The organism is Asticcacaulis benevestitus DSM 16100 = ATCC BAA-896, from assembly GCF_000376105.1.
Classification (GTDB): domain Bacteria; phylum Pseudomonadota; class Alphaproteobacteria; order Caulobacterales; family Caulobacteraceae; genus Asticcacaulis; species Asticcacaulis benevestitus.
In genome coordinates this window covers 191,655-203,823 of the sequence record NZ_AQWM01000004.1, presented here as the reverse complement: position 1 = coordinate 203,823, position 12,169 = coordinate 191,655, and the positions used below count along the sequence as shown (strand labels likewise).

The 12,169-nt window shown below is 60.8% G+C and carries 11 protein-coding genes; 2 read left to right on the top strand and 9 right to left on the bottom strand.

Annotation, left to right across the window (positions count from 1 at the left end; translation table 11 throughout):
• Window positions 1-75: 75 nt before the first annotated feature.
• Window positions 76-606 carry a hypothetical protein gene (locus tag B060_RS0108220; RefSeq protein ID WP_155847847.1) on the bottom strand — a complete coding sequence of 177 codons (531 nt, stop codon included), beginning with the start codon at window positions 604-606 and terminating at the stop codon, window positions 76-78.
• Between the two features lie 168 nt (window positions 607-774).
• Here B060_RS0108220 and B060_RS0108215 point away from each other — a divergent pair, with 168 nt between their 5' ends.
• A complete protein-coding gene (locus tag B060_RS0108215) occupies window positions 775-1,884 on the top strand; it encodes a Fic family protein (RefSeq protein WP_018081294.1) in 1,110 nt (369 codons plus the stop codon).
• 2 nt (window positions 1,885-1,886) lie between these two features.
• On the opposite strand, the gene B060_RS0108210 is transcribed toward B060_RS0108215, so the two are convergent.
• From B060_RS0108210 to B060_RS0108195, 5 genes are all read right to left on the bottom strand, one after another.
• Entirely contained in the window at window positions 1,887-3,992 is a 2,106-nt protein-coding gene (locus B060_RS0108210) for a TonB-dependent receptor domain-containing protein (protein WP_018081293.1), read from the bottom strand.
• Between the two features lie 161 nt (window positions 3,993-4,153).
• Window positions 4,154-4,321 carry an SRPBCC family protein gene (locus tag B060_RS27985; protein ID WP_018081292.1) on the bottom strand — a complete coding sequence of 56 codons (168 nt, stop codon included), beginning with the start codon at window positions 4,319-4,321 and terminating at the stop codon, window positions 4,154-4,156.
• 39 nt (window positions 4,322-4,360) lie between these two features.
• Window positions 4,361-4,654, bottom strand: a complete 294-nt coding sequence (locus B060_RS27980; protein ID WP_018081291.1) for an SRPBCC domain-containing protein — start codon at window positions 4,652-4,654, stop codon at window positions 4,361-4,363.
• Window positions 4,635-4,994 (bottom strand): ArsR/SmtB family transcription factor, encoded by a 360-nt coding sequence (locus tag B060_RS0108200; RefSeq protein ID WP_026172697.1) that lies wholly within the window; start codon window positions 4,992-4,994, stop codon window positions 4,635-4,637. The genes B060_RS27980 and B060_RS0108200 overlap by 20 nt, the downstream gene beginning before the upstream one ends.
• A gap of 90 nt (window positions 4,995-5,084) precedes the next feature.
• Window positions 5,085-6,857 (bottom strand): energy transducer TonB, encoded by a 1,773-nt coding sequence (locus B060_RS0108195; RefSeq protein ID WP_081606815.1) that lies wholly within the window; start codon window positions 6,855-6,857, stop codon window positions 5,085-5,087.
• A gap of 175 nt (window positions 6,858-7,032) precedes the next feature.
• On the opposite strand from B060_RS0108195, the gene B060_RS0108190 reads away from it, so the two are divergent.
• Window positions 7,033-8,160 carry an RNA ligase gene (locus B060_RS0108190; RefSeq protein WP_018081288.1) on the top strand — a complete coding sequence of 376 codons (1,128 nt, stop codon included), beginning with the start codon at window positions 7,033-7,035 and terminating at the stop codon, window positions 8,158-8,160.
• A 113-nt stretch (window positions 8,161-8,273) separates the two neighbouring features.
• On the opposite strand, the gene fba is transcribed toward B060_RS0108190, so the two are convergent.
• The 3 genes from fba to gap form a co-directional block, all read right to left on the bottom strand.
• A complete protein-coding gene (fba, locus tag B060_RS0108185) occupies window positions 8,274-9,311 on the bottom strand; it encodes a class II fructose-bisphosphate aldolase (protein WP_018081287.1) in 1,038 nt (345 codons plus the stop codon).
• Window positions 9,312-9,577: 266 nt separating this feature from the next.
• The gene (locus B060_RS0108180; protein WP_018081286.1) at window positions 9,578-10,753 is read right to left on the bottom strand and encodes a phosphoglycerate kinase; all 1,176 of its coding nucleotides are present in this window, start codon (window positions 10,751-10,753) and stop codon (window positions 9,578-9,580) included.
• 224 nt (window positions 10,754-10,977) lie between these two features.
• On the bottom strand, window positions 10,978-12,000 hold the full coding sequence (gene gap / locus B060_RS0108175) for a type I glyceraldehyde-3-phosphate dehydrogenase (RefSeq protein ID WP_018081285.1): 1,023 nt from the start codon (window positions 11,998-12,000) through the stop codon (window positions 10,978-10,980).
• Window positions 12,001-12,169 lie beyond the last annotated feature (169 nt).

Sequence of the window (12,169 nt, the reverse complement as noted above, 5' to 3'; positions counted from 1 at the left end):
AGGGCGTTCAAACAGCAAAGCGGCGCCAAAGTCAATGCGGGCAAAGTCAATGCGGGCGACTTGGGCGGTGCCGCGTCAGGCGGGCGGCGGGGGCTTCTTCGCAGAGGGCGCTGTCAATCCCAGATCGGCCCGCGCTTTCAGGATGGCGCCGGTATAGTCGATATTGTCGACCTCGGCTCTTGAGCGCTTAAGTGCGCTCGCGCCCGCAGGGGCAGGGGTTCCGGCGCTGGCCGGCTGGGGTGTTGGCAGCGCCGCCGCGTTTTGGGTCGCGTTTTGGGCGGCGTCCCACCAGGGGCCGAGATCGCGCCGGCGCTTTTCGCCCCATTCCAGGGTGTTGGCCAGAGCGACGCGCGCCTTGATGGCTTCGCTTTCCTGGCGGGCGCGCTCGGCTTGTTGTTGAAAGGGATCGGGGGCGGCGCGGTCGCAGCGGCTGTAGATGCACTCGATCACGGCGGCCACGCGTACAGCACGCTCGACGCTCGGCATGTCTTCGGGATCATCCATGGCGGTGATTTTCAGCAGCATCCGGTCGGTAAAGGCGCGCAAAAGCCCGCGCCGCGCTTCCGGGGTCAAGTGTTCCTGTGCTGTGCGGTCATCCAGAGCCATTCGGATAGAATGCACCGGGAAATAGTGGCGGGGATAGCCGTATTTCAGCTGTCGAGAAGTCGACCATACGGCGAATAGCGGGTCAATCGCTGCATGTAGTGCGGAGGTTGTCTTGTTTTTGCGGTCATTAGGTGGCACATTCTCCGCGTTAGGTGCGGAGAATGTGGAATGCCAACATATATCCATCAGCGCGATACCTGGCCCGTTTTCCGCTGGCACGAGGGGGCACTAGCCCGCCAGCTTGCCGATGTGCGTCACCGGCAGGGCCGATTGATCGGCCGCATGGAAGCGCTTGGCTTCAACCTGCGCGCCGAGGCCGTGCTGGCGACCCTCACAGAGGACGTCATGAAATCCTCCGAGATCGAGGGGGAGGCGCTGGATCGGGAACAGGTGCGTTCCTCCATCGCGCGCCGGCTCGGCATGGATGTCGGCGGGCTGATAGCGGCGGATCGCCATGTCGAGGGCGTGGTGGAGATGATGCTCGACGCCACACAGAATTTTCGCGCCCCCCTGACCGAAGAGCGGCTGTTCGACTGGCGCGCCGCCCTTTTTCCGACGGGGCGCAGCGGGATGACAAAGATCGCGGTTGGCGCCTGGCGTGGCGAAGCCTCTGGTCCCATGCAGGTGGTCTCAGGCCCGCTTGGCAAGGAACGTGTTCATTACGAGGCGCCGCCTGCGCATCTACTCGATGGCGGCATGAGGGCCTTTCTTCAGGGCTTCGAGCAGGGGGAGCCGACAGATCCCGTTATCAAGGCCGCCGTGGCGCATCTCTGGTTTGTAACCCTCCACCCCTTTGAGGATGGCAACGGGCGGATTGCCCGCGCGATTGCCGATATGGCGCTGGCGCGGTCGGAAGGCAGTCCGCAGCGCTTCTACAGCATGTCGGCGCAAATCCGCCCTGAGCGCAAAGGCTATTATGACATTCTAGAAGCCACACAGAAGGGCGATCTCGACATCACCCCCTGGCTTGAATGGTTTCTGGCCTGTTTGGGACGGGCCATAGACGGTGCGGACGTGACCCTTGGAAAGGTGCTTATCAAGGCCCGCTTCTGGGAGGTCGCCAAGTCGCAGGCCGTTAATGAGCGGCAGAGCGCCATGATCAACCGGCTGCTTGATGGCTTCGAAGGCAAGCTGACCTCGTCAAAATGGGCCACCCTCACCAAATCGTCGCAGGACACGGCGTTGCGTGATATGACCGATCTCGTACAGCGCGGACTTCTTGTCCGCGACTCAAGCGGCGGACGTAGCACCAGCTATTCCTTGCGGGCGCGGAATTAGGGTTACTTCGCCCCGCCCAACCCATAGCTGAGCCCGACGAAGAACACCCGACCGCCGCTCAGATTGGCGCCGACCGATGACACCGACGCCGTCTGCATCGTGGTGCGCACCAGGCTGCCATTGTAGATGTCGCTGGCGCTCACCGTCAGGCTGAGGCGCGGTTTCAGCTTGCGCTTCCACGACAGGTTGACGGCGCTGATGCTGGAGCGCGTGCCCTGCGCGGTGATGGTGTCGCCGGACAGATTGCCGTCCAGATGCAGGCTGTCAGCCGTGGTCGGCTTGTAATCGAGCGAGACCTGCGCCGTGCCAGACACCGCCGAATGGCGCAGGGTGCCGGACATATCATCAGCCTGGAGTTCGGCGTAAAACACATTGCCCGACAGGCTGTACTTCCACTTTTCGCCCCACTTGCCGGAGGATTCAGCCGATACCCCGCCCGAACGGCCATTGCCGGCGTTGCGCTTGGTGGTCAGGAGCACATCGGCCGACAGAAAATAACTGTAGTCAGTGATGGTGCGCTCGCTCTCGCGGCAATAGGCGGTTGCCGACCAGCTATTATCACCGCGGCTGTGCTCGTAACCGCCTTCGAGCGCGCTGACGGTTTGCGGCTTCAGGTAAGGGTTGCCGGAGCGCAGGTTCTGCGGATCGGTGTAGGCGAGGAAGGGGTTGAGGTCGCGGGCATCGGGGCGCTGGAGGCTGCGGGTATAGCTCAGTTTCCAGCGGTTTTCGTCGCTGAGGATATAGGCGGCGTGCAGGGTCGGGGTCAGATTCCCGAACGCGGAGCGCGTCTGCATGGCGCTGGTGATCTGGTGGCCGCGCGTCACCACGCCTTCCAGCCGGGCGCCGGGCTGGAACTGCCATTTGCCGAAGCGTCCCTGCCAGGTGACGTAACCGGCGTAGAGGCGCTCGGTGACGATAAAGCGGTTGGTCAGGCCAGTTTCGATCGTCTCGGCGCCGCTTATAGGGTCGATATCGCCTTTCAGGGTGTCGAAGCGGTTGTTCTCGCTCTGGATATCGAAGCCTGTGGCGATCTCCTGCGTCGCGCCGAAGGGATGGTTGTAATCGCCCTTCAGGTCGTCGCTGGTGGTGACCGTCTTGCCGAAGAAATGCTCGATCCGGTCGGGCTGGACGGGCAGGCTGTAGATATTGCGGATGGTGCGGTCGTTGCGGTTGCTGGTCAGCGAATGGTTGGCGGTGAGGGTGAGCTTGTCGCCATTGGCGGCGTTGCGCGTGAAGGATGCCTCGGCCTCGATGTCGTCCTGCTGGTTGGGGCCCGTCTTGGGGCGGACATAGTCGCGGATCAGGTCGCCGGCGCTGTTGAAATCCTGACGGAACTCCTGCCAGTGGTTGTTGGAATAGCGGTGGCTGGCCGAGGTCTCAAAATTGAGCGTGTCGGTGTCGTTCAGCGTATATTCGATTTCGCCCTGCACGCGGGTGGACTGGCGGCGGCCGAAAAACGCGGACGATACGGTGTTGCGGCCGGAGGTGCCATCGGCCAGATTTCGCCAGGTGCGGTCGTCGCGGTTGAGGGTCTGGCGCACGTCGTCGCGCATGCCGAGGCGGCCGCTAAGATTGAGCTTGCCGTTATTATAGTTGCCCGAAAGCGTGGCGTTGCGGCGGACGTCATTGCCGAGATTGGCGATCAGCATGCCGTTGGCGCCGGGCTTGCGGTCCGATTTCAGCACCAGATTGATGATGGCGCCGCCATTGGCGTCATATTTGGCCGAGGGGTTGGTGATGACCTCGACGCTCGCAATATCGCCGCCGGACATGGATTGCAGGGTGGCGGCGCGGTTCTCGCCCTTCATCATGGCCGAGGGCTTGCCGTTGATATAGATCTGGACATTGCCATTGCCGCGTAAACTCACGTCGCCATCGGGGCTGACATTGACCGAGGGCACGGTATTGAGCACATCGGCCGCCGTGCCGCTCTGGCTGGCGGCGCTGTCGCCCTGATTATAGATGGTGCTGTCGATCTTGCGCACCACGTCGGGCTTTTTGCCCGTGACGGTGACCACCGTGGTGTCGGCAGGCTTGGCCGTTTCCTGCGCAAAAGCGGGCATGCCCGCGCACAGGTTCAGGCTCAGCAGAATGAGCGAGCGTTTCATGATGAGATCCGGGAAGCGCGTCGCCCCTAATGAAAACGCGCGCTCGGGACATAGCACATTCCGAATCACCCGTCAGGTGGTTTTTGGTTAAGAAAAGCTTAAGATTGAGGGGTTTGCAGGTCGGTAACGGCTACCGCGTTACCGTTCGCCGAGCAACGACGTCACGCGCAGCCCGTGTCCAGCCCGCTGAGGATGTCCTCCAACTGGTCGAACTGCTCGCCGAACCCGCTGGTCGCCCCCGTCACCAGGGCCTCGTCGAGCGCTGCCTTTGACGGATAGAGATCGTGCCACGTGACCAGGGTCGTGCCGCCGCGCTCTTCGAAGGTCACCGTGGTGACGGCGCCCTCATCGTCGCCTTCCTCATTGGTTCAGACGATGCGGGCGTTCGGCACCACGTCCAGGTAATGGCCGAAGAACGTCATCGGCTGTTCGACGGACGGGTGGCTTATCATCAGGCGGTAAGTGCCGCCGGTGCGGACGTCCATTTCGCATGACACGATGGTCATGCCGAACGACTTCGGTGTCCACCAGCGCCGGAAAAGTTCCGGCTTACTCCAGGCCTCGAACACGATGCGCGCCGGGCCATTGACCGTCCGCGTGACAACGAATTCGCGCTCGGACTTGCGCTCCGCTGTCGTGCGGCTATCCTGACGTTTGCTCATCGGCTGCCTCCTTCTGTTTTAATTCTTCGACAATTGCATCCAGGGCATCGAAGCGCGCGGCCCGTAGCTGACGGTGCCGCTCGATCCATGCCGCTTCTTCTTCCAGTCTGCGCCGGCCGAGCCTGCAGGTCCGCACGCGCCCGACCTTCTCCGTGGTCACCAGACCCGCCTGCTCCAGAAGGCCGACGTGCTTCTTCATGCCGGTCAGGGTCATGTGGAACCGGTCGGCCAGGTCGGTAATCGACGCATCGGCGTGTCCGAGTTGCTCCAGAACGCCGCGGCGGGTGGGGTCCGAGAGCGCGGCGAACGCTGTATCGAGGCGGGCTATATATTGAACCATTTGGTTCAGCATATGGCCCGCCTCTTCAGAACATGCAAGAGCGGTGTGCGGAGATGAAGCAGTGCCTTCTGACCGTGTGAGAGGGCGGGCCTATTGCGTTCGTGTAATTGTAACCTGCCTCAAGCGATAAGGACCAGGAAGTACGCGTTCACTCAAATAATACTGGGAAGATGCGTCGATCAATACGTAGAAGCATAGGTTGTTTTCTGCCTTGGCCATACGCACACATGCCTGCCCATTTGTTTCAAGCCAGGTTCCGTAAGTTACGACACCTTTTTGATCCTGAACGACGTAATAGCCGTTTGGCCCAAACCCTTGGTAGCCGGGTTCCGCGCCTTTAATTTTCGACTTGGTTATAAGAGCGCGAACCTCGCTGGAATTTAAGCGGCGAAGGAAAGAGCCGTCGTTGGCGATGTCATCTGGGAGCCTCCAGTCGTAGCGGATCATCGTGAAGTCGCCTGGCCTGTACGTCCCCGCCTTTTTCTTGCTTTGCGTCCGGAACATATCGACGGTTGCCTTGCCGAAACGATACCCTGCCGGTTTCTCCTCAAGGATTTCGCAGAACTTCAAGAATCCGCTGACGCCAAAGGTGCACTTGATCCTTGCGTTCCCTTCGATCTCTTCGGCAAGGGCTCGTGCCGGGTAAAATTTCTGTTTTGACAGCTCGGAAGGCTGAGTGAACCAGTCACCATTGCGTTGGCTGGGTGGCTCAGGCTTCGGAGGCGGTTTTGGCAGGGCGCCTTGCTCCACCCATTTGCCGGTAAGAATATCCGCCGGTGGCAACATGTCGGCCGTCTTGACCTGGCCACGCGTGAGGCGCACAGCCCGCACGCCTCCGCTCCAGCCCTCGGACCAGATGGTCTTGAAAAGCAACAGCCCGGTCGGCGTGAGACACTGCTTTTCGCCACGATCCACTATGTGGGGGGCCATATTGAACATTTGGCACCGCTCCCCCAGAATAGTCTCAAAAGTCTGTAATTTCTGTGAGGTTATAGATTGCCGCCGGTCCTTCCGCGGCATGATGTCAATGTCCATCAGCGCACCGCTTGCATCTTCGGTCACGCGTAACTGGTGCGTGGCATTTCGATATATGTGCTGCTGGTAAAGCGGGTTTCGATCATACTCAAACCACAGGACGCCCATGCGCCGCTGGAGGATCATCTGGTTCGGCGGACTATCTTTAAACTGGCCACCCTGAAGCAGCACTTCGTCATTTGGCAGGCGGCCGTTTCCGGGTTGCCAGTTCCCATAGGACGCCAAATTCAGGACACGTGCGGGCGGTGTGACTTCAGACTTTTTTACCGGTCGGCGCGTTATCGCAACGGCGCGCGTCGTGTCCATGACGCCTCCATCATGGTAAAATATCTTATGCCATAACAAGACACCATCCAGGGTCACGCAGTCTTCTTCATACCCGTCCTCAGGCCTGGGCTTCCTATGAAAAACCAGCCTCCACACGGTGCAGGTCTCGCTAAGCAGTTTATCTGTCCTGGACGTTTTCTTAAGCGTGTAGCCTTCGCCGGGGCGCCTGGCTGCGACAGACAGAGAGAGGATGTTGCCATTCGATTGCCGCGCGACACGCCACGATAAACCCGTCGCCAGATCTGCATAGCTAGAAAGAACGATACCGCCCTTTGCGATGCTTTCTTCGCGCTGCAGCTTCCCCGACCGGTAGATCATGGTGCGGTCATCGTTCTTCTGCCCGGGATGGCTAAGCACCATTTCGGCGGTGTAATCGACAGCCTGCGGGGTCATCAACATCGTGGCCTTAGGCCGGTTGAACTCTTCGGCCCAGGCAGGACAGGATATCAGGAACATCCCAAGTGCGGACACGCTGGCAATGGATAATACAGAGCGTGGCATCTGACCTCACTTACGTATGATGATGCACCATACTACCATTCAGGGTGGCGGCGGAAGATTAAATAACGCCTTTGGCGAGAAACGAAATCGCGGCTTTGGGGTAGAAAAGCTTAAGGTTGCAAGCTCTTGCCACGGACGCCTTGGTGGATCATAAAGCCAGGTGGAGGGATACCAGATGTTCAAAGTCATTCAGCACATAGACGAGGTTCGCGGCGCGGTTGCCCATCGCAAGGAAATCCGCTTTTTCGAGCAGCCCAACGGGCTGACCCTGGGCTGCTACATGTTTATGGACAACGATACCTTCGATACGAAGGAAGCTCTTGAGTGCCGGGGGATCGTCTTTGACCGCCACGGGGCGGTGGCATCACGGCCGCTGCACAAGTTCTTCAATGTGGGCGAAAGAGAAGGCCAGCGGGTAGAGCAAATTTTGCAGCGGAACGACGTGGTCGCCATTTACGACAAGCTCGACGGCAGCATGATTGCCACGGCTTGGCATGATGGGCAGGTGGTGTGGCGCTCCAAAAAGTCGTTCGACTCCGACGTCGTCCGCCTGACCGAGGCCTACCTGGCCGACCCGGCTCATGCGGATGTCGCAGCCTTTGCCCATGAAGTGGCGCGGCGCGGGCTGACGGCCGTGTTTGAGCTGACCCATCCCGGCGCTCGCATTGTCGTTCCGCAGGAGATGGCGCAACTTCGCTTACTGCATGTCCGCGATAACGTCAGCGGCGCCTACGTGCTGCTCGATCCTGATCATGAGGTCCACGGCCTGGTCTCGCTGTACCGGGTGCCGCGCGTCGCCGAACGCAAGGACCTGACTCTGGAAGCCATGTTTGCCTCGCTGGAAACCATGTACGAGAGCGAGGGCTACGTCCTGCAGTTTGCCAACGGCGACATGGCCAAGGTCAAGTGTCCGTGGTATCTGCGGTTGCATCGCGCGGCAACCCTACTGCGCGAACGTGACGTGGCGTCACTGACACTGGACGAAGAGCTCGATGACTTGAAGGGCGCCTTGCGGGAGCTCGGCTTAGACCTGACAGAGGTCTGTGCCATAGAAAGCCGCATCAAGGCCAACCTGCTGGCGCTCAATGACGAGATCGAGGCGGCTTACCAGGTGAGCGCGCATCTCGACCAAAAGGCGTTCGCCATCGACCATCAGGGGCACGCATTGTTCAAGCCGTTGATGAAGCGATATGTCGGCAAGGATATCGACCTCATCGATTTCTATCGCCGTAACCATTTGCGCGAAGACTTCAGCCTGCGTTCGCTGATGGGAGAAACCCTGGCCGAAGCGCTCGACGGCTGAAGCCGATTTTTTCATGCCTTTATCTGGGAAATATCACGTAACGCCTTTCCCTGTACCCAGCAAAAAGGCCACCGCGTTGCGGTGACCTTTAGCGCGCTCAAAACAAGCGATCCTTACAGATAGAACTGCGCCATGGCGCTGAGCCCGACCGGCTTGATCTTGGGGGCATTGCCCGCCGTGCCGAACTGTTCGAAGCGCTCTTCGCAGACCTTCTGCATCAAGGCATAGGCCGGCTTGAAGTAACCGCGCGGATCGAAGCCGGCGGGGTTTTCCGCCATGGTCTTGCGGATGCCGGCGGTGATGGCCAGGCGCAGGTCGGTGTCGATATTGATCTTGCGCACGCCCGAACGGATACCGCGTTGCAGTTCCTCGATCGGCACGCCCCAGGTTTGCGGAATCTCGCCGCCATATTCGTTGATCAGGTCCTGCAGATCCTGCGGCACCGACGAGGAACCGTGCATGACGAGGTGGGTATTGGGCAGGCGCTTGTGGATTTCCTCGATCACGCCCATGGCCAGCACGCCGCCATCGGGCTTGCGCGAAAACTTGTAGGCACCGTGGCTGGTGCCCATCGCAATCGCCAACGCATCGACGCCGGTTTTGGCGACGAAGTCGACGGCCTGGTCGGGGTCGGTCAGGAGCTGATCGTGCGACAGCACGCCCTCGGCGCCGTGGCCGTCCTCGGCCTCGCCCATGCCGGTTTCCAGCGAGCCAAGCACGCCCAGTTCGCCTTCGACCGACACGCCGCAGGCATGGGCCATCTCGACCACCTTCTTCGTGACGTCGACATTATACTCGTAATCGGCGGGGGTTTTGGCGTCGGCCATCAGAGAGCCGTCCATCATCACCGAGGTGAAGCCGTGCTGGATCGCCGAGGCGCAGGTGCCCAGGGAATTGCCATGGTCCTGGTGCATGCATAGCGGAATTTCGGGGTAGATTTCGGCCAGCGCATTGATCATGCGCTTCAGCATCAGGTCGTTGGCATAGGCGCGGGCGCCGCGCGACGCCTGCAGGATCACCGGCGAGGCCGTCTTGCGCGCCGCCTCCATGATGGCGATGCCCTGCTCCATATTGTTGATATTGAAGCCGGGGACGCCGTAGCTATGTTCGGCGGCGTGATCGAGGAGTTGTCGTAAGCTGATGCGAGCCATTATTTTCCCTTTTTCTGGCCCCTCTGTGGTGGTCTGCAAACGCCCGTCTTCTTCCGCTTCGCTGCTCACGTACCGAAGTACGCTCCGCTGCGAGGCTCAGAAGCCAGTCATTTTCGACTCACCACAGCGGGGCCAATACCTGTGGTGAGCGCTGACGGCCCTGTGGCGGGGCCGGTCGTGGTTCGGGCGGTTTGGTCTTTGACCTGTTTTAGACCGCCCGAATATAAATTTTAAAGTCGACAGTAACCCTGCAATTACTGTTCCAATTACGCTTCCAGCGCCGCGACGCCCGGCAGAACCTTGCCTTCCATCCACTCCAGGAAAGCGCCGCCGGCGGTCGAGACAAACGTCATGTCGTCGGCCACACCGGCATGGTTCAAGGCGGCCACGGTGTCGCCACCGCCTGCCACGGCCACCAGCTTACCCGATTTGGTTTGCGATGCAGCAAATTTCGCCGCAGCGACGGTCGCGGCGTCGAAGGGTGGCAATTCAAACACACCCAGAGGGCCGTTCCAGATCAGGGTCTTGGAACCTTCCATCACTGTGGTGAGGGCCTCGACGGTCAAGGGACCGGCATCGAAAATCTTGTCCTCGGCGGATAACGGCGCGTTCAGCGATTGCGTGCGGTGCGGGGCATTGGCCTTGAACTCCTGGGCTACCACGATATCGAGCGGCAGCATGATCTTGCAGCCCTTCGTTTCGGCTTCGCGCAGGATTTCCAGCGCAGTGTCCTTCAGATCCTTTTCGCACAACGAGCCGCCGACATCGTGGCCCTGCGCGTAGAGGAAGGTGTTGGCCATGCCGCCGCCGATGGCCAGGGCATCGAGCGAGCCTACGAGATTTTTCAGCAGGTCGAGCTTGGTTGAGACCTTGGAGCCGCCGACAATGCCGAGCGTCGGGCGCTCGGGGTTGCCCAGAGCCTTGTCCAGCGCGGTCAGTTCGCGGCGCATCGATTCACCGGCATAGGCGGGGATCAGGTGGGCAACGCCCTCGGTCGAGGCATGGGCGCGGTGGGCGGCGGAAAAGGCGTCGTTGACATAGATATCGCCAAGCGCGGCCAGTTGTTTGGCAAAGCCGGCGTCGTTAGCTTCTTCGCCGGGATGGAAGCGGACGTTTTCATAGAGCACGACGCGGGCGGCGCCCTCATAGCGCTGATCGAGGCACTCCGCGAAGGCGACCTCTTCGCCCAGCAGGGCTGAAAGGGCAGGTGCCACGAAGGCGAGCGACATGGCCGGCACGACCTTGCCCTTGGGGCGGTCGAAGTGGGCCAGCAGGGCGACCTTGGCGCCCTTGTCGAGGAGCTTCTTTATGGTCGGCAGGGCGACGCGCAGACGGGTGTCGTCGGTGATGCGGCCATCCTCGACCGGCACGTTGAAATCGACGCGCACCAGCGCGGTCTTGCCGTTGAGATCGGAAACGTCATCGAGGGTTTTGAAGGGCATGGAAGGCTCCGCGAAGAGGAAAGAAAGTGAGATGCCCCACCACCACGCCTTTCAGGCGCGGTCCCCCTCCCCAACAAGTGGGGAGGTACAGATATTCTTGATCCTCCCCACTTGTTGGGGAGGGGGACCGCACGACGCGCGACAGCGCTAGATGCGGTGGTGGGGTCTCTTGCTTTGGAAAAGATGAAAAACCCCGCTGAACAGGTTCAGCGGGGTTGAAGCTATCAGAGGAACTTGCCGAACGCCACGGCGGTGTCGGCCATGCGAGAGGAGAAGCCCCACTCGTTGTCGTACCACGACAGGACGCGGACCAGTTGGCCCTCGATGACCTGGGTCTGCGGCAGGGCGAAGGTCGAAGACGCCGGATTGTGGTTATAGTCCGAGGAGACCAGCGGCGCGTCGCTGTAGTCGAGCACGCCCTTCATCGGGCCGTCAGCGGCGGCGATGATGGCAGCGTTGATCTCTTCCTTGGTGACGGCGCGCGACGGCGTGATGACCAGATCGACGACCGAGACGTTCGGGGTCGGCACGCGGATCGACGAACCGTCGAGCTTGCCCTTCAGGTGCGGTAGGACAAGGCCGACGGCCTTGGCGGCACCGGTCGAGGTCGGGATCATGCTGAGGGCGGCAGCGCGGGCGCGATACAGGTCCTTGTGCATGGTGTCCAGCGTCGGCTGGTCGCCGGTGTAGGAGTGGATCGTCGTCATGTAGCCGCGCTCGATGCCGCACAGGTCCGACAGCACCTTGGCGACCGGCGCCAGGCAGTTGGTGGTGCACGAAGCGTTGGAGATGACGACATCGTCAGCCGACAGGGTGTCGTGGTTGACGCCATAGACGATGGTCTTGTCGGCGTTGTCGCCGGGGGCCGAAATGATGACCTTCTTGGCGCCGGCTTCGATGTGCGCCAGGGCCTTTTCCTTGCTGGTGAAGATGCCGGTGCATTCCAGGGCGATATCGACCTTGAGATCCTTGTGCGGTAGCTCGGCCGGGTTCTTGATCGCGGTCACCTTGATCGGGCCATAGGTCTTGCCATTGGCGATGATGATCAGGCTGTCGCCTTCCACCTTGACCTCGGCGGGGAAGCGGCCGTGCACCGAGTCATAGCGCAGCAGGTGCGCGTTGGTTTCCACCGGGCCCAGATCGTTGATCGCGACGACCTCGATATCCGTACGGCCGTGTTCGATGATCGAACGCAGGACAAGACGACCGATGCGGCCAAAACCGTTGATGGCGACACGTAAAGCCATGGGGGAATCCTTTTCTGAAATGCAGCGCCCTTTGCGGGCGATCGCGCCTGAGCGTGGACGCGGTGTTTTTTTCGCCTTAAGGCTTTGAAGTCAAGCCTTAATTCGCGCACTCACCTATATGATAGCGCTATCAACCCAATTCCAGTCTCGATCCTTACAAGGCATGCAT